This is a genomic window from Poseidonibacter lekithochrous (assembly GCF_013283835.1).
Taxonomy (GTDB): domain Bacteria; phylum Campylobacterota; class Campylobacteria; order Campylobacterales; family Arcobacteraceae; genus Poseidonibacter; species Poseidonibacter lekithochrous.
Window position 1 is genome coordinate 2197781 of record NZ_CP054052.1, and the last position, 18785, is coordinate 2216565.

Genomic DNA, 18785 nt, shown 5'->3' on the forward strand with positions numbered 1-18785 from the left:
AGTTAACTATCTATTTTATAATTCTATAAAATCTACTCTATTTCGTCCTGACTCTTTTGCTTTATATAAAGCATCATCAGTTTGTTTATAAATACCATCTATTGTATGATCACTATTACTTCCTGAGATGATAGATAATCCAAATGAAGCAGTAATAGTTTTAAGTGGTAGATTTAGTTCATGTACAATACCAATTTTTTCTATATCATTTCTAGCTTGTTCCGCAAGTGTCTTAGCATCATTTATACTTTTAGTATTAATTAAAACTCCAAACTCTTCTCCACCTAGTCTAAATACTAAATCATCATCTCTTTTAAATGTATTTTGAAGTGTTTTTGAAACTTGCTCTAACACATTGTCACCTTCTTGGTGTCCATAAGTATCATTATATTTCTTGAAATTATCAATATCTAGTAAGATAAATGAGAAAACCTCATTATTTCGAACTGTTTTATCCATAATATCTTTTGCTACTTCATTAAAATATCTTCTATTATATAATCCAGTTAGCCCATCAGTAATTGATAATTCGTAGATTCTTTTTTTATCAGTGATATCTTGTCTTACAGCATAATAACCTGTAATTCGCTCTTCAACGTCAAATATAGGTTCTATAACTGAACTAACCCAATATAAAGAACCATCTTTTTTACAGTTTTTAATCTCACCTCTCCATGTATTACCACTTTTGATAGTTGCCCACATCTCTTTATAAATTGACTTTGGCATATCTACATGTCTTACAATATTATGGTGTTTTCCAATTAATTCTTCTTTTGAATAACCTGAAATTTTTTCAAATGCTTTTGAAACACTTTTTATTACACCTTTATTATCTGTTGATGAAGAGATAATATTTTCATCAAAAATAGTATTAAAACTCTCAATTTCTTTTACTTTTTTAATATTAGAGAATACATCTAAAACTTTTGATTTTAATTCTTCTTCTAAAACAGGCTTAGACATAAAATCATTTGCACCATGTTTAAATAGTTTTATTCTTATATCTTTACTTTCAAATGAACTTAGAATTAATACTGGTAATTCAGATAAATTAGAATTCTTTCTAATATTTTTGATAAGCTCTAATCCATCCATTTTAGGCATATTGTAATCAGTAATTACCATAGCTACATTTTTATTATTTTTAAGATAATCTAATGCTTCAATCCCATTACTAACAAGTCTAACTTTTAAAAATAGTGTTTCTAAAACATCTCTTACTTGATTTGCAATTAGTTTAGAATCTTCAACTACCAAAACTTCTCTATCTTTGATAAACAATAGAAGTTGCATTAATTCATATACAGTTGTAAGCCCATGCATTGAATCTTTTAATACATAATCTACAATTTTCATATTATCTATAGAATTTATAAAATTGCTATCTATGTCTGCACTTAGAATTACTGTTGGTATACTCTCATTTTTAAGAACTTCTAATAATTCTCCATTTAAAGCATCTGGTAAAATAGTATTTGAAACAGCAGCAAAAAAATGATGTTCTCCTATTAATAAAGAGACATCATTTAAACTTTTTGCAACATAAATCTCAAAATCATTTTTTTGTGCAAATAAATCTTTTAATACCTTAATAATAAGGTTTGAATTGTCTACTAGTAATAGTTTTTTCAAATTATAATCCTAAAGTTTTTTTATTATTATAATTATAACAAAATTACTTTTATTTAAGCTATTATGAGCTTTGTTCTACATATAATTTAATTATTATTTTAGATTTTCATATATAGATTTTATTGTTTCTAGAAAAAATAAATGACTATTAGGTGCTTTAGCAACTCTATAATCTTTAATTCCCAACTCATCTGCAACTTCTTTATATTCTATGTCTAATTCAAACTGAGTTTCTGAATTATCAACAGTGAATGATATTGGATAAATTATTACGTTATTTTCTATTTCTTTTAACTTATCTTCCATATAGGGTCTTAACCATTCCATAGGACCTAATCTGGATTGATAAGCTACATGGATTTTTTTGAATTTTATATTTTGCTTATCTAGTTGGGCTTTTGCATATTTGACATTTTCTAAAATATGTTTTTGGTATAAATCACCCTTATCAATAGTTCTTTGAGTTAAACCATGTGCTGAGAATACAAGCTCAAAATTATTAGAATCATCTCCATTTAATGATTCTTTGATTCTCTCAACAATTGCTTTATTATAGTTTTCATCATCAAAATAAGAATCAACAGTTTTGATTTTATTTTCAAGATTATATTTTCTTGCAATATTTGTAAAGTTCTCAATTGATGATTTTGTGGTAGTTGATGAATAATGAGGATACATAGGAATTGCATAAATCTCATCATAATCTTTTATTTTCTCAATTACTTCATTTGCAAAAGGAGGTGTATATCTCATTTCATAAAAAACATCAGCATCTAATATATTATTTAATCTTCGAACTAATCTTTTTGTATATCCAACTATAGGTGACATTCCACCAAGAAGCTCATAATTACTTTTTGATTCATCTAATCTTCTAGAGATAATAAACTTTGCTACTAAAGCACGTATTGGTTGGGGAATTCCTAATATATACTTATCATTAAACATGTTTTTTAGAAAAACTTGTACTTCATTAATATTATTAGGTCCACCCATATTCATTAAAACAACAGCTCTTTTCAAATTATTTCCTTGTTTTCTAATATTTCTTTAGTGATGTTATGTCTAAAGTCAAACATATTTTCCAAATCTTTTTCAACTAAGGGTGAAAATAAACCACCTATGTAACCAAATGGCATTTCATATTTAACAATATCTTTTAATTCAGTGAAATTTGCATGTTTAATAAAAACATGTTGATGTTCCCAATATTTAAAAGGAGAACTAAGTGCAACATCAACTAATATATTTGGCTTTTGCAGTTTTTGAATTTTTACAGTCCAATTCATAGGTATAAAATTTTTAATACTTTTTAGTTTTAAAACTTCACCCTCTTTTGCTTCAAAATCTGGCGTTAGTAGTTTTACTTTTATATTGTTTGGTGTAATTTTTGTAAGGTTATTTGCATCTAAATGAAAATCAAATAATTCATCGATACTACACTTGATTAGTGTGCTTTTCTCAAAAGTGTTCATAACATCTCCTTTTTACTTAATACTATTTTATCAGGCAAAAAGAAGTTTTTGTATGAAATAAATGTCAGTTTATATTAATCTTCTCTCTAAGTATTCACGAAACTCTTTAGCTCCATCTTTTGAAGAAGTTACAATTTCATCAATACCATCAAAAGAGATTTCTAATTTCGATTGATCAATACTCTGCATTGATTTAATTTTGTCAACATTTACAATATAAGATCTATGTACTCTAAAGAAATTCTTATTTGAAAGTAGTTTTTCTAAGTCTCCAATTTTCTTACGTACATAGGCATCTGTTTCTTTTATTTTTATAATTACTTCATCTAAATCGGCTCTAATATAATAAATATCATCAAGATTAATCAAATATAATCTATCCCCTCTTTTGGCAATAATTTTTTTATCTTCACTTAAAGTATTTGAACTCATATATATTTCTATTTTCTTCAAAACATCTTTTAAAAGAGTAGTTTCTACTGGTTTTAATAAATACCCCATACCGCCAGTTTTATAAGCTTCTAGGGCATATTCTGAGTATGCAGTTTGGAATACTACAAAAGTTTTAGGCTCTAACTCTAAAATCATATTTGCTAATTCAAGCCCTGTAATTCCAGGCATTGAAATATCCAAAAACACAACATCAAACTTAGATTTAATACACTCTTTTAATGCTTCTTGTGGATTAGTAAAAGAAGTGATATTTTCAACTCCTTCATCATTTAGAAGCCTTTGTAATCTACTAATTGCTAGATTCTCATCATCAACTATTAATACTTTCACTTTTAATCCTTATAATAAATTTCATTTTTTCATCTGTGTCATAATCTAAATTACCCACTTTTAAAAGTTCTAGCCTTTTATCAAGATTCTTTAGACCTGTGCCATATTTAACAAACTCTTCAATTTTTCCATTGTTTGATACTTCTATTGTTTCTTTCGAAATTGTAATATCAATATCTAATTCTTTACCTTCAAAACCATGTTTAATAGCATTCTCTACTAATAATTGTATTGAGAACTTAGGAATTAATCTATCTTCATAATCTTTGTTATTGTTTATATTTAGTTTTATCTTATCTTCAAATCTTGTATTTTCGATATTTACATAAGTTTTTACCATGTCTAACTCTTTTGAAGTACTTACTAAACTATCAGTATTCAAGGCATTTCGTAAGAATTTTGATACATTTAATACAGAATCTTCTGCTTTTTTCTTATCAATATAAATAAGTTCACTAATAGAATTAAGTGCATTAAATAAAAAATGAGGATTTAATTCATTTTCCAAAGCTTTTAGTTTACTCTCTAAAATCTCATTTCTAATAAACTCATTTTTATATTTCATAGAAATAAACTGATGTAAAATAAGTCCAATTAAAAAAGTAAGAAAACCTATAGTAATACTAATATAGATATAAAAAGGTTCTATAAACTCAATAATTTTTATGGAAAAATACGAAAATAAAAAATATGAAAATAAAAAACCTAAAGCCCCTGATAAAAATGAGAATAAAAAACTTATTAAATACCAAAATTGTTTATTTACCAAAGGCAATATAAAACTATTTGAAATACTTATTAGTATTGATGAAAAGATAGCAATTATAATAGCAGCACTTGTGCTAAATACCATTGTTGATATTTTTTGTAAATCTTGATTTAGAAAATAAAAAAATATCGAAATTAAGAAGCCAAAAAAAGCAGCAATAGTTATAATATATAGCCAATCTTTTATAGATATTTTAAGTTCAAAGCTTTCCATTTAATTCCTTATTTAATACTTCCACGCCAAGAGCAATACCAGGCCACCCTTGTCCTGCAAATACTGTATCTCCAACATTATAAAGTCCTTCGAAAGGAGTATTACAAGAAGGAAGATTAATTGCATTTTTTATAGTGATACTATTTCCACCACAATTAAATCTATTTATATAGTTATTAAAAGTTGTAGATGTAGCACAAAAAGAATATTTAATATTATCTTTACTAATCTTATCAAAATTATTTAAAAACTCTTCAATAATAAAATTCATTGTTTTTTCTTTTTCTTTTTCATACTCATCTTTTGAATATTGTTTCCATGAATTTGCTTTTGCATGAGTTGAGATAGTAATACTAAGTCCCTTTTTACTTAGTTTATAATCATTTTTATCAGAAAGAGAAACAAAAAAAGAGTTTGAAATACAATTAGGTATTTTTTCATTTAATATTACTTGATAATGATGTAGTAACTCAGGTTCAATATCAAGTTTTAGATAAACAACAAAAGCACTTTGATCATTAAAGCTAAAACTATTGTAATAATCTTGTATTTTTTTATCTTCAAAAAACTTACTACTATCAAATACAGTAGAGTTTAAAATCACATTTTTTGCTAAGTATTCATCTTTTGAAGTTTGTATATGATAATAGTCATCTTGTTTTTTTATTTTTAAAACTTCTTCTTTTTTATGAACATCAACGTCTTCAAGAATACCATCAAATAAGCTTCCCATACCTCCATAAACATAAAAAACATCATGAAAAGGATATGATAAACCTAAAGCCATTGATAATAAAGGAATATCTTTTGATGTAGTTTGAACTGTAATAAAAAGTTGAGCATCTATAAAACTTTGATATTCCTCTGAAATATCCCCTAAGATATCTTCTATAAAACCTGTTGCACTTTTGAATAAATCAAATTTAAATACTTTTAATAACTCGTAAATAAATGAAGCTGTTCTAAAATAAGATTTCATACTATATTTTGCAAAATATAACTTTTTTAAGTTCCAAAATTTTTCATCAATATCTTTTAAAGTTCTCCAAAACTTCTCATTGTTTTTATTTGGATAAACTTTGTTTAACTCTTCTAAAAAAACATCAAAATCTTGAATTCTATCTAAGACTTTTTTATTTTGAATAGTTCGTATAGCAATATTACTTTTTAATAAATCAGGATTAAATCCTATATCATCAAAAATTCTTTTTATAGGATGATTATCTTCATAACCCACAAAAGTAGTAGCTCCTGCATTAAAAAAAGCTCCATATCTTTTAAAAGTACTAGCACAACCACCAAGGTTCATATCTCGTTCAAAAAGTTTTAGTGATTCATTACTATTTAAAGCAGAAATCAAACTGCCTCCAATTCCAGAACCAACTACTGCAATATTAATCTTTTTCATTTTGAAGCCTTTTAAAAGTATCAATTGTTCTTTGTCTTGAAAAAGAAATTGATACAATTTGTTTAGGATAATCTACAAATAGATTTTCTTGAACTGCACCCTCTTTATGTAAGGTCTTAGCATCTATATTTTCTAACTCTTTAATTACACTTTTTATAAATACAGCCTCTTTATCAAATTTTGCACTTTGTAAATAAGGATTAAATATTCTAAAATAAGGAACAGAATCTACACCCGTACTAGCAGCCCATTGCCATGAACCAATGTTTGAACTAGCTTCATAATCTAATAGTTTTGAAGCAAAATATCTCTCACCTTTTTTCCAATTGATTAATAGATTTTTTGTAAGATATGACGATACTATCATTCTTAATCTATTATGCATCATTCCAGTTTTATTAAACTCTCTCATGCTTGCATCAATAATTGGAACTCCAGTATTACCCTCACACCATGCAAGAAAATCGTCTTCATTTTCATTCCAAGGAACATTAAGCTTCTTAAAATTCTCAAACTGAGACATAGGAAAATGATATAAAATGTAGTTGTAAAATTCTCTCCAAAAAAGCTGTCTAATATATGCATCACCCTCATTTGTATTTAACTCTTTAATTTTATTAAAAAGCTCACGTGCAGATATAAGACCAAATCGTAAATGCACACTTAACATTGAAGTTGATTCTTTATTGAAAAAATCTCTATCTTTTACATATGAATTAATAGATTTACTAAACTCTTCTATTAATTTATTTGCATCTTTTTTTAAAAACTCAGGTAATACTTCTTTTTTAAATCCCATATCTTCTAGGGAAATATTACATGAATAATCAAAATTTATTAGTTTAAGATTTGTATTAAAAGAAAACTCTTCAAGAGATTTACTTTGCCAGATAAAATCTAATGATTTATAAAAAGGTGTAAACATTTTATATGGAGTTCCATCTTTTTTATAAACTTGCCATGGTTTTAAAATCCATGAATCACAAAATCTTTTCATTGGTAGAATTTCTTCTATTTCTTTATCTCTTTTCTTTGAATAGTAATCAAAATCTACAGAACACAAAACCTCATCAAAACCTTCTTTTTGAAGTTTTGTAAATATCTCTATAGGATTTCCATAAAAAATTGCTAAGTCTAAACCTTTTTGTTTTAACTGTTTTTTCAAAGCTAAAACAGATTCATAAATAAAAGTAACTCTTTTATCATCTTTGTTTAAGGAAGAGAGAATCTTTTCATCAAAAATAAATATAGGCAATACCTCATCAAAAGTACTTGATAAGATTGCATTATCATTGATTCTAAGATCTCTTCTAAACCATAATATCTGTCTCATTTGTAAGCCTTAATATCCGATCTTAAAGCTAATTCTTTTGGATATGGATTTAAAAATTTTTGACCTAATAAATAAGAATGCTCAAATCTTTTTGTATATAAATTTAGAATATTAATAACTGCAACTAAAGGAATTAGTTTATTTTTATAATCTTCTATAAACTCTAGTATTTCTTGTTTTTCACTACTAGTAATTAATTTTTTGAAATATCCAAAAATATGTAAAAGCACATTGTATGTTTTTTTGATATTTCCTTTTTCATTGATAGCTTCTAAGAATGCCCATTTATACTCTTCTAATACCGTATCTAAACCTTTTTTTTCAGTATTAGCTACGATAGATCCAAGTTTTTTATAGAAGATATGAGATTTAGCATAAATTAAATATTTATATTGAGTATGGAACTCTATTAAATCTTTGAAGCTTGGTTTCCCAAGTACAAACTCATGTATATGTTTATATGCAAATATTTGCATTAAGAAGTTTTCTCTTAACCATGGATCTTTTAGTCTACCCTCTTCTTCTAGGGGTAAGAATGGATATTTTTCTTTGATTTTAGCAGCAAATCTACCAGTACCTTTTTTTTCACTAGGAGCATTAGTATCTTTATAAACTTTAACTCTTTCCATTCCACATGTTGGAGAGTTTGATTTAAGTACAAAACCACATAACATATCATTTTGTATTCTATTAGCATTTTTTTCACAAGATTCATCTAATTCATCTGTTAAGTCTTTAGATTCAAAAGAAGTATGGACTCTTGTTTCATCATTAACTTCTACTAATCTAATTGTAGGTCTTGGTGTACCAAAAACCTCTGCTTCAGGACAATATGGTTCGTAATCAAAATACTTACCTAAAGTATTTATTATAAAACCATCTTTATTATCACTACCATCATATCTACACATAGTTCCTAATAGGCAAGCTGAAATTCCAAGTCTCATAACAAATCCTTTTTTTATTTAGTTTAACCCAAAAAAAGATTTGTTTGTATGGTTTTTATATCAGTTCATCTTACATATGCTTTTTTGTCTTACTAGTTGCTACTGCTTCATAAGGATTTTCGGGCCAATAATGTCTTTTATATTTTCCTCTTAATTCTTTTCGCACTTCCTCATAAGAGTTCTGCCAAAAGCTTTTTAGATCTTTTGTTATTTGAATTGGTCTTCTTGCAGGACTTAATAAATGAATAGTTAAAGATATTTGATTATTTAGAACCCTTGGAGTTTCCATCATTCCAAATACTTCTTGAATTCGTACTTCTAATATAGGATTTTTATCATCTGAGTAATCAATAAAAATCTTTGAACCACTTGGCACACTCAAATGCGTAGGTAATAGTTCATCTAATAAACAAAGTTCATTCCAAGAAATTTGTGATGATAAAATACTATATAAATCCAATTTCTTTAAATCATCAAACTTTTTAATATTCTCTAGATATGGTTTTAACCAAGCATCAACACTAGATGTTAAAAACTCATTACTAAAACTAGCTATTTCTAAATCACAGTTAAAACCATCTTTTTTAGTTTTATTTATAAACTCCAATCTATCTAATAAGCTTTTAGTTTTTTTATCAAAATCAAAAACCTTTTCAATACCTCTATTTTTAATAAAATCTAATAAGGCATCTATATACTCTTCTTTTGATATATTCTTTGCATTTTGTTCAGACATTACTAAATCTTCAAAAAATGTCTTTTCTCTTAACTCAAACTCTACACTATTAGATGATGAAATTTTAGTTTTAATATGTGAAGCAAAATATTTTTTAATATCTTTTTCTTCTATCTTACAAGCTTGACTTATATATGAATTAGTTTGTTTTGCATTCAAACTTGCTACTACTAAATACTCACTTTTAAATAAAGCATCATTAGAGTTCAAAGATGCTGCTTTTTTATTACTAAGTGCATAAGTAGTATCATCACTAACTCTTTTTTTAGCTAATCTATCAGGATATGCGAATAGTAATAATATAGCTACTTTACTTTTATCAAATGTATTTTGTTTATTTATTTTTTGTAGTTTTTCTAATCGTTTAAGATAAAACTCACTTTGTTTTATCACTTGTTTTGCTCTATGTGTATTAATATATGAAGAGGAAAATCTATTTTCATATACTACTTCAAACCTATCTATAAAATCAGCAGAATTATAATCCCTTGAAAAAATATCTTTCTCTACTAATAATGAAGCTATCAAAGAAGCCTCTTTTGCAAAACCTAAAGTATTTGCTTTTAATAACATAAAGGCAAGTCTAGGATGTAATCCCAAAGAAACAGCATCTTTCCCTAAAGGTGTAATAACTTTGTCTTTATCTAACATCTCAAGTTCTTTAAGGACTTTTCTACTCTCATTTATCACTTCATCTTTTGGTAAATCTAATAAAACTAACTCTTCTAAATCCTCGCATCCCCACAAAGAAACATCTAAAAGAAAAGAGCTTAAATCAACTCTTAGAATTTCCGGTTTTATCTCTTTTTCTAAAAGCCTTTTTTTATGCCATAACTTATAACACTTCCCTTCACTTAATCTTCCAGCTCTTCCTTGTCTTTGAATTGCTGAGTCTTGGGAAATAAATGATAGTTCTAAATGATCCATTCCATTTGTATAATCAAATCTTGATTGTTTTTCTAATCCTGAATCTATAACAACTGTAATTCCCTCTATTGTTAAAGAAGTCTGAGCTAGGTTTGTAGATAGAATTATTTTTCTTTTTTGATTCTTATTTATAGCTAAATCTTGTTCATTTTTATTAAGGTTTGAATGAAGAGGAAGTATTAAAATATCATCTTTAATACTATTTTCTAAAAGAGCTTTTAGGGTATTAATCTCTTTTTGTCCTGCTAAGAAGATTAGTATATCTCCTTGGTTTTCAGTATAAGCTTTTAGTATTGTATCTAATAGATATTTGTTAATATCGTCTTTGTTTGGATGTCTTTTATCATCACTTAAATATATCTCTTCCACATCAAACATTCGTCCTTGACTTGTTACTAATCTGGCTTGATTTAGAATAGCTGATAGTTTTTCTGCGTTTAAAGTAGCAGACATAAGAATGATTTTTAAATCCTCTCTTAACATCTCTTGAGATTGTAAACTCAAAGCCAAAGATAAATCAGTATGAATACTTCTTTCATGGAACTCATCAAAAATCACACAAGCTACATCTTCTAAAGCTTGGTCACTTTGTAGTTTTCGAACAAGTATTCCCTCTGTAACTACTAATATTTTAGTTTTTGAGGTAAAACAACTGTCCATCTTTATTTGATAACCTACGTCTTGCCCTACTTTTTGACCTAAAAGTTTTGCCATTTGAGTTGCCACTGCACGTGCTGCTACACGGCGTGGTTCTAGAACAATAATTTTTTTATTCTCTAACCAGGGTTCATTAAGTAGTGAGATAGGAACAATAGTACTTTTACCAGCACCAGCTGGGGCTTCAATGATTATTTGGGAATTATTATGTAATAGCTCTTTTATTTTTGGTATTACTTCATTTATTGGAAAGTTTAACATTCTTGGATTATATAAAAAACTTTATACTATTTTACTTTTTTATATAGTTTTTTTAAAACCTTTTGTTTTTTCTTTAGTTTTGTTCTTTGTATTTCATCTTTTGAGTCAAGAAGTTCTTCTTTTGTTTTTTCTAGTTTCTTTTTTATTTCTTGTTTTATTAACTCTTTTTTATCTAATGAGCTTTTATCTTCAATAGCTGAATCATATAGTTTTTCTATATTTTCAAATATTTTTTCTATTTTCATAATTCATCTCCCAACTCTTGGATTTCAGATCTCTCAATAAATAGTATACTAGCAGCTTCAATTAAATTCTTAGATATTGCATGGGCATAGGTAGTATCATTAATCAAAGAAGTTGCCATCTTTTTATCAATATAGTTTTCTCTAATCAATGTATCTAATCTATCATTTCTAATATCATCTAAATTACGTATATTTTCTCGTAATACTTCAAGGGAAGTCAAGACTTCAATATCATCTTTTTCCTCACGTATTTCATTAATAGTACGTAGAGTATTTGCAATATTTACCCTAAGATTATTATACTCTTCTTTTATGTCCTCGTTATCTGATTTTAAATAAATTGATATATTTCTATGTAAATCACGAATATCTTTTATAGCTTCGACAATATTCCTAGAGGCAAGCTTCAAGTCATATACTCTATTTTTATCATCTTCATCCATGTTTTCTTGGGATAGAGCTGAGTATCGTATAATCTCACCATATAAACTTTTGATTTTATTTGTATAAAACTGGTTTATATCTGTGTGAATATCTAGGTTTGATTTTTCAACAATTTGACTTAGGTCTTTTTTACCACTACCTAGAAATTTGTGTCTATGAAGATAAATTGCGTGAGATATTACTTCTTGAGCATTTTCATACAAATGAAGTATCTCTTTTTTTATTGATATTAATGCAGCATCTGGAATTTTCATAAATACTTCATCTAAATATTTTGCTTTTAATTTAGAGCTTTTTTCATCTTTGAATAAACCTTGTAAAAAAGTCTCTAATTTATAAACAAATGGTGTTACTACTATAACTCCAATGACATTAAAAATTGTATGAAACAGTGCTAATTTCATTGCATAGTTATCTTCACTAATAGCCACTTTTAAAGCTAGAAAGTCCACTAAATCAGATAGTTGATATAAAAAGACTATTGCAATAAAAGCAGTTACAATATTAAATATAAAATGAGCAACTGCTAATCTTTTCCCATTTGAGTTTGAAGCAACAGCTGCAATAACTGCTGTTACAGTTGTACCAATATTTGCACCAATTGCTAACTCTAAAGCATTAATATAAATAATCTGATTTGTCGCAAGTGCTGTAATAATTAGAGCCATTGTAGCCCCACTTGATTGAATAATAACAGTTGCAACTGCTCCTAAAGCAATATATACTAAAGCTCCAATATACCCTTCTATTGCAAACTGAGATAAATCCAAGGCAGTTTTTAAAGTATCAAAACCATCTTTCATATATGATATTCCTAAAAACACAAAACCTAGTCCTAAAAGAACATTTCCTAAGCCTTTTAAAGAGTTGCTTTTAGTAAAACGAAAAATCACCCCAAAGATAATCATGGGCATAGCAAAAGCTGATATTTTTATCTTCACTCCAAAACTTGCAACTATCCAAGCTGTTGTGGTACTACCTATGTTTGCTCCTAGAATCACTCCAATAGCAGAACTTAAAGCTATAAGTCCTCCACTTAAAAATGAAATAACAATAATAGAAATCAAAGAGGAACTTTGGACAACAGATGTTGAGATAAAACCTGTAAAGATAGCTTTGGGAATATTATTTGTACTTTTTTCTATAAGTTTTTCTAAAATACCACCACTAAATAATTTAAATCCATCTTCCATAAAAACCATACCAATTAAAAAAATTGCAACTCCTGCAATTATTATTTTGGCATCATCGTTAGATAGTAGTAAAAATGCTAATAATATTAAAAAAACGGGTAGCATTAAGTTTTTTAGCATTTTATTTCCTCTTTGGTTTTCTATATAATTTCTTACTTTATACTATATTTATATCTAAGATTCTGTTATATATTCATAAATATTAAATTTAATAAATAATTTTAATCTTGTTACTTATTTTCTAAGTCAATAGTATTTATTTCCAATAAAAAAATCTTTCTTGATGAAAATGAGGATTTTTTGGATATAATCGCGAATATATATAAAAGATTTTAAAGGAATCATTATCAAAGCATTTAATTCATTAGACTTAGATACAAATATTATAAAAGCTCTAAAAGACTTAGAATATGAAACACCAACAGATATTCAAATAAAAGCTATACCATTAGCTTTAAAGAAAAAAGATATTTTAGCAGCAGCTCAGAGTGGTACAGGAAAAACAGCAGCGTTTTTATTACCAATTATTGATGAGCTTATAGAATCAAATCAAGAAAACAACAATACTCTAAGAGCATTAATTATAGCTCCCACTAGAGAATTAGTAAATCAAATCAATAAAGCTATTGAAGATTTCGCAAGACATGTAGAAATCAAAAAAACAGTAGTTTTTGGTGGAGTTTCTTCTACTGAACAAGCTAGAAAATTAGCTAAAGGAGTAGATATTTTAGTTGCTACTCCAGGAAGACTATTAGAGCATATTAGAAATAAAACTGTTAACTTATCAAGTGTACAAACTCTTGTAGTTGATGAAGTTGATACTATGTTAGAAATGGGATTCTTAGAAGACATCGAAACAATATTTGCACAAGCAAGTACAACTAGACAAATTATGATGTTCTCTGCAACTCTTAACCAAAATGTTAAGAAACTTGCAAAAGAGTTCTTATCAAACCCAGCAGTAATTGAAATTGCAAGTCAAAGATCTACAGTTGCGATTATTGATCAACAAATTATTCAAGTAGATCCAGAACAAAAATCTGCTTTATTATCATACCTTATTGGTTCAAGAAACTACTCTCAAGTTTTAGTTTTTGTTAATACTAAAAAAGAAGCTGATGGACTTGTTGAACACTTAGAATTAGATGGTTTACCTGCATCTTGTATCCATGGTGATGTAAGACAAACAGCTAGAGCTAAAGCATTAAGAAAATTCAAAAGTGGTGATATCAAAGTATTAGTTGCTACTGATATTGCAGCAAGAGGTATTGATATTCAATTACTTCCAGTTGTTGTAAACTACGAACTTCCAGAAACTGTAACTGATTATACACATAGAATTGGTAGAACAGGAAGAGCTGGTAATGCAGGTACTGCTATTACATTACTTAGTGTAAAAGATTATAGATTAATGCAAGAAATTGAAAAAGAACTTATCTTTAGTGTAAAAAGAGATATTATTGAAGATTTCGAACCAACAGAGAAAAAACCTAGAATCTTTAAAGCTAGAAAAAAACCTTTAAGTCATGTAAAAAGTTCTAGAAAACCTCAAGGGGCTACAAAACAAGACCCTAAAAAACAAAAAAAGAAAAAGTCTACTAAAACTACAAAAAGAGATGCAAACAGAAACTTTAGAAAATAGTCTAACTATTTTCTAAGTTCATCTTTCTTAGAATCTCAAAAGTTTTCGAAACATCATAGGTTGCACTATGGTGTGAAGACTCATCAAACTCAATATCAAAAAAATCACAAACCTCATCTAAACTTGGGTTTTTAATATTCCCTTTTTTATTCAAAGACTTTACTAATTTTTTATTCTCTTTCATTGTACAGATATGATTTGAGAAAAAAGCCATTTTATCAATATGTCTTAATTCAAAACTAATATTATGAGCTACCAAAGTATTAGCTTCTCTACAAAAATCAATAAAATCTTCATCTTCTGTAAAATAAGAAGAGTACTCTTTATCTGCTCTATGCTCTAGAATTAACTCAGGTGTTAATCTATGAACTGCATAAGAGTAAAAGTTAACGGGATACCGTGATAAATAGTATCTATGGAATTTATCTACTACTTTATATTCATTATTTACTACTTCTAGTCTAACAGCAGCTACTTCTATTACATCACCTATATTTTGACTATTTGTCTCAAAGTCTAAAATTATCATTTTATAAATTCATCTCTTTTCGTATATATTAAAGTTTTTATCTCTTTGTACTTATCTCTATTGGGAGTAATTATTGTTTCTATTAAGTTTTCATATTTTTTAAAAGTATTCCAAACATTAGTAGAATGCTCAGACCTATTCATTTTATGTAACTCTATTGAGATACTTGCATTTGTAAATGCTTTTAGAATAAAAGACTCTTCTCTAGTGTTTTTAGAATCTTTATATGCTCTCCATAAATCTTCAAAAACATCATGGGCTTGAACAAATTCATTTTTACTTAGTAGCTCAATAGCTACTTTTAATTCTTTGATTATAATCATAATTCACCTATATTTTAAAGAGTTATTATATCAAAAGTTCTGTTTTTTTTATGCTAAATATAAACTTTTATATGTAACTTATTCAGTAATGGGTATTACATATTTAGTAGAGAAAGATCCATCACTAAAATCTATTACATTTTCAAATAACTCATAGTCATTACCTATTCCTCGTTTATACTTTGAATTAGGAAGCCAGTAACCATAAATATAATCAATAGTCTTCTTTGCAGTTTCAGAATCAATATCTGTAGATATATTAAAAATTGCAACTTTTTGTTTTGGAATTGTATAAGTACTCATTCCCTCAGGAGTATTTTCTAAAGTGCTTACCGGAGCTGCTGCAATATAATTTATTTTTTCTTCAGTGAAGTTACCAGAGGGACTTATATTTAGAGCGTAGTATGTTTGTATTATTCTATTTTCTATATTCTTTTCTTCCTCAAATAATTTAAACCAATAAGGAGCAACATACTCACAAATATTATCTCTTGTTGAAAAAGGTGATGGTATTTCCAATTGCATACCAACTATAATTTGTTCATCTTTATTTATAATTTCTGGTTCTTGATGCATACCTTCTGTTATATGTTCTAATAATTCATTACTTAATAAAGGTTTTTTGTTTATTAATACTAAGGGTTTTATATTTCTAAAATCTTTAGGTGAATGTTTAAAATAATTTTTGAACGATCTTGAAAAAGATTCATGAGAAGTAAAGCCAACATTAAAAGCAATATCAATAATACTTAATTCTGTTTCTAATAACATATTCGCAGATAAAGATAATCTTCTTCCTCTTGTGTAATTTCCTAATGTATCCCCTACAATACTTTTAAACAATCTTTGAAAGTGCCAAGGTGACATATTATTTATGTGTGCTAGTTTCTTAATATTTACATCATATGCCACATCTTCTTCTATTTTGTCTACTAAATCTTGTATCATTTTTAAATGACTTTGCATTATTAACCTTTTATCATTTATAAATATTATTATACAGCTTATTAGAATAAATGAAATAACTTTTTTGTAAACCGCACATATTATCAAGTATCAAAAAATTAATTATATTATAATCAAAGGAAAAGGTTTTTAATTATGAATATTTTATTACTAGGAGCCACAGGAGCTACTGGAAAACTTGTTTTAAAAGAGTTGATAAACAATGACTACAACATAAGTATAGTAGTGAGAAATAAAGAAAAAATAGAAGCAGATATATTAAATAATAAGAATATAGAAATTATTGAAAGTAATATTTTAGATATGTCAGAAAACGAACTAAAAAATTTAATTAAAACTTCTGATGTTTTTATTTCATGTTTAGGGCATAACATCAGTTTCAAAGGCATATTTGGAGAACCCAAAAAGCTTGTTAGTGATTCACTTAAAAAAATATGTAAACTCGTAGAAAGAGAAAATATAAAACCTATAAAATTTATACTTATGAATACTAGTGGAAATATTAATCATGATGAAAATGAGAAAGTATCATTTTTTCATAAAGTTTTACTTTTTATTATTCGTACTTTAGTTCCTCCTCATTTAGATAATGAAATGGCAGCAAATTATTTAAGACTTGATATTGGGCAAAAAAATGATTTAATACAATGGGTTGTAGTAAGACCAGATAGTTTGATAAATGAAGATAAAGTAAGTAAATATTCTTTGTACTCTTCACCAACAAGAAGTGCATTATTAGATGCTGGGCAAACAAGTAGAATAAATGTAGCTAGCTTTATGTGTGAACTTATTAAGAATAATTCTCTATGGAATACATGGAAAGGTAAGATGCCAGTAATTTATAACATAAACTAATTTACTAGTTTTATATTGTATTAATAATTTAATATATACAATATGTATAATCAAGGAGTTTTTTATGGAAATAGGTAACAACTCTCAACTAAATAATAATATTTATTCTAATGCAAATCAAGCATTAAATAGAATTGCCACAGGGCTTGAAATAAATCAAGCTAGTGATGACCCTTCTGGATTATCAATTCTCAACAATCTACAAGTACAAAGTAGTGGTCTTACCCAAGCAATTGAAAATTCTAATTCAGCAGTAGCTCTTACTCAAATTGCAGACTCAGCATTATCGAGACAATCTACAATATTAGATGATGTAAAAGAAAAACTATTACAAGCTTCCACAGATACAACAAATCAACAAGGAAGAGAAGCAATACTACAAGATATTCAAGGGCAACTAAGACAATTAAATGATGTTGCTAGTCAAACAAATTATAATGGTCAAACTTTTTTACAAAATGCATCTGATGATTCAAGTGCTAGTCAAACATTACAATTTCAAACTTCTACTGAAAGTGGAAATCCAATTGAAACAACAAGTGTTCAATCAAACACAGAAGGTCTAGATTTAGAAGGTTTATTAAACCAAGATCCAGCAACATTTGATTCAGCAAGTGCTAGATCATTTTTGGAAAATGTAGATAATGCAATAAATACAGTAAGTAATAATAGAAGTGAATTTGCAGCAGTACAAAACCAACTGGATAGTTCTACTAGAAATCTTTTTTCTCAAAGAGATTCTACTTTAAATGCAGCTTCAGTTTTTGAGACTAACTTTGCAGCAGAAACTGCAAACTTTTCAAAACAGAATATTTTAGCTCAAGTAGGAGCATTTGGGGCAGCACAGTCAAATAACATTAATCAATCAATTGTTACAAGACTATTGTCATAATTTAATAGCCCAAGCTTTTAGCTTGAGTTATTAGAAACTAATAGTTTTAGTAATTCTTATTTTATTTTTAGGTCTTTTTGTAATTTTAAAGTACTCTCTATTATCATAAGTAAAGTAATTTTTATAACCTGATAAAACTCTTCTTTTTCTTTGAGTATAGTTATTTTCACATTGATTATGTTGATTTCTATAGTGTCTTTTTGAAGCACCATATCTTTCATGTCTAGTATTATTAGCAATAGTGGCACCTAATAAACCACCAGCAACTCTAGCAACATCTCTACCATTACCTCTACCTATTTGATTACCAATAGCAACACCTAAGGTAGCACCAACAATAGTATCTAATCCAATACCATTAAAATTGTTTTCTTCCCTATAATCAGTCTCATAATAGTTTTCTTCACACTCTTCATAAACTCTATCATATTTGTATTGATATATTAGCTCACTATGGTTAACATAGGCATACGTATAAGATCTTCTCTCTTTAGCAAAAGCAAAAGAGGAGATAATTAAAATTAAGATTAAAAATTTTTTCATGACAAACTC

At 27.1% G+C, this 18785-nt stretch carries 18 protein-coding genes; 3 read left to right on the forward strand and 15 right to left on the reverse strand.

The window, feature by feature from the left end:
- Positions 1 to 15: 15 nt before the first annotated feature.
- The 11 genes from ALEK_RS10400 to ALEK_RS10450 form a co-directional block, all read right to left on the reverse strand.
- Positions 16 to 1635, reverse strand: coding sequence for a GGDEF domain-containing response regulator (locus tag ALEK_RS10400; RefSeq protein WP_071625228.1), 1620 nt, complete (start codon positions 1633 to 1635; stop codon positions 16 to 18).
- A 93-nt stretch (positions 1636 to 1728) separates the two neighbouring features.
- A complete protein-coding gene (gene hemH / locus ALEK_RS10405; RefSeq protein WP_071625227.1) occupies positions 1729 to 2658 on the reverse strand; it encodes a ferrochelatase in 930 nt (309 codons plus the stop codon).
- The gene (locus ALEK_RS10410) at positions 2655 to 3110 is read right to left on the reverse strand and encodes an SRPBCC family protein (RefSeq protein ID WP_071625226.1); all 456 of its coding nucleotides are present in this window, start codon (positions 3108 to 3110) and stop codon (positions 2655 to 2657) included. The genes hemH and ALEK_RS10410 overlap by 4 nt, the downstream gene beginning before the upstream one ends.
- Positions 3111 to 3179: 69 nt before the next feature.
- Positions 3180 to 3893, reverse strand: coding sequence for a LytR/AlgR family response regulator transcription factor (locus tag ALEK_RS10415; RefSeq protein WP_071625225.1), 714 nt, complete (start codon positions 3891 to 3893; stop codon positions 3180 to 3182).
- Positions 3874 to 4875 carry a sensor histidine kinase gene (locus ALEK_RS10420; protein WP_071625224.1) on the reverse strand — a complete coding sequence of 334 codons (1002 nt, stop codon included), beginning with the start codon at positions 4873 to 4875 and terminating at the stop codon, positions 3874 to 3876. The genes ALEK_RS10415 and ALEK_RS10420 overlap by 20 nt, the downstream gene beginning before the upstream one ends.
- The gene (locus ALEK_RS10425) at positions 4862 to 6283 is read right to left on the reverse strand and encodes a phytoene desaturase family protein (protein ID WP_071625223.1); all 1422 of its coding nucleotides are present in this window, start codon (positions 6281 to 6283) and stop codon (positions 4862 to 4864) included. The genes ALEK_RS10420 and ALEK_RS10425 overlap by 14 nt, the downstream gene beginning before the upstream one ends.
- Entirely contained in the window at positions 6270 to 7616 is a 1347-nt protein-coding gene (locus tag ALEK_RS10430) for a cryptochrome/photolyase family protein (protein ID WP_071625222.1), read from the reverse strand. Before ALEK_RS10430 ends, ALEK_RS10425 begins: the two co-directional genes overlap by 14 nt.
- A complete protein-coding gene (locus ALEK_RS10435) occupies positions 7613 to 8563 on the reverse strand; it encodes a YbgA family protein (RefSeq protein WP_071625221.1) in 951 nt (316 codons plus the stop codon). The genes ALEK_RS10430 and ALEK_RS10435 overlap by 4 nt, the downstream gene beginning before the upstream one ends.
- 70 nt (positions 8564 to 8633) lie before the next feature.
- Positions 8634 to 11144 carry an ATP-dependent helicase HrpB gene (gene hrpB / locus ALEK_RS10440; protein WP_071625220.1) on the reverse strand — a complete coding sequence of 837 codons (2511 nt, stop codon included), beginning with the start codon at positions 11142 to 11144 and terminating at the stop codon, positions 8634 to 8636.
- 26 nt (positions 11145 to 11170) lie between these two features.
- Positions 11171 to 11389, reverse strand: coding sequence for a hypothetical protein (locus tag ALEK_RS10445; RefSeq protein WP_071625219.1), 219 nt, complete (start codon positions 11387 to 11389; stop codon positions 11171 to 11173).
- Positions 11386 to 13146: a Na/Pi cotransporter family protein gene (locus ALEK_RS10450; protein ID WP_173424134.1), complete on the reverse strand. Its 1761-nt coding sequence runs from the start codon at positions 13144 to 13146 to the stop codon at positions 11386 to 11388. The genes ALEK_RS10445 and ALEK_RS10450 overlap by 4 nt, the downstream gene beginning before the upstream one ends.
- 349 nt (positions 13147 to 13495) lie before the next feature.
- Between ALEK_RS10450 and ALEK_RS10455 the strand changes: the two genes are divergently transcribed.
- On the forward strand, positions 13496 to 14668 hold the full coding sequence (locus tag ALEK_RS10455; protein ID WP_420372114.1) for a DEAD/DEAH box helicase: 1173 nt from the start codon (positions 13496 to 13498) through the stop codon (positions 14666 to 14668).
- A gap of 1 nt (position 14669) precedes the next feature.
- On the opposite strand, the gene ALEK_RS10460 is transcribed toward ALEK_RS10455, so the two are convergent.
- The 3 genes from ALEK_RS10460 to ALEK_RS10470 form a co-directional block, all read right to left on the reverse strand.
- Complete coding sequence (locus ALEK_RS10460; RefSeq protein ID WP_071625216.1) at positions 14670 to 15197, reverse strand: 3'-5' exonuclease; 528 nt, start codon at positions 15195 to 15197, stop codon at positions 14670 to 14672.
- Positions 15194 to 15520: a DUF309 domain-containing protein gene (locus ALEK_RS10465; RefSeq protein ID WP_071625215.1), complete on the reverse strand. Its 327-nt coding sequence runs from the start codon at positions 15518 to 15520 to the stop codon at positions 15194 to 15196. The genes ALEK_RS10460 and ALEK_RS10465 overlap by 4 nt, the downstream gene beginning before the upstream one ends.
- Before the next feature lie 78 nt (positions 15521 to 15598).
- Positions 15599 to 16486, reverse strand: coding sequence for an AraC family transcriptional regulator (locus ALEK_RS10470; protein ID WP_071625214.1), 888 nt, complete (start codon positions 16484 to 16486; stop codon positions 15599 to 15601).
- A gap of 135 nt (positions 16487 to 16621) precedes the next feature.
- Here ALEK_RS10470 and ALEK_RS10475 point away from each other — a divergent pair, with 135 nt between their 5' ends.
- Positions 16622 to 17341, forward strand: coding sequence for an NAD(P)-dependent oxidoreductase (locus ALEK_RS10475; protein ID WP_071625213.1), 720 nt, complete (start codon positions 16622 to 16624; stop codon positions 17339 to 17341).
- 64 nt (positions 17342 to 17405) lie between these two features.
- A complete protein-coding gene (locus ALEK_RS10480; RefSeq protein WP_071625212.1) occupies positions 17406 to 18233 on the forward strand; it encodes a flagellin N-terminal helical domain-containing protein in 828 nt (275 codons plus the stop codon).
- Positions 18234 to 18263: 30 nt separating this feature from the next.
- On the opposite strand, the gene ALEK_RS10485 is transcribed toward ALEK_RS10480, so the two are convergent.
- A complete protein-coding gene (locus tag ALEK_RS10485) occupies positions 18264 to 18776 on the reverse strand; it encodes a glycine zipper 2TM domain-containing protein (RefSeq protein ID WP_071625211.1) in 513 nt (170 codons plus the stop codon).
- Positions 18777 to 18785: the final 9 nt, after the last annotated feature.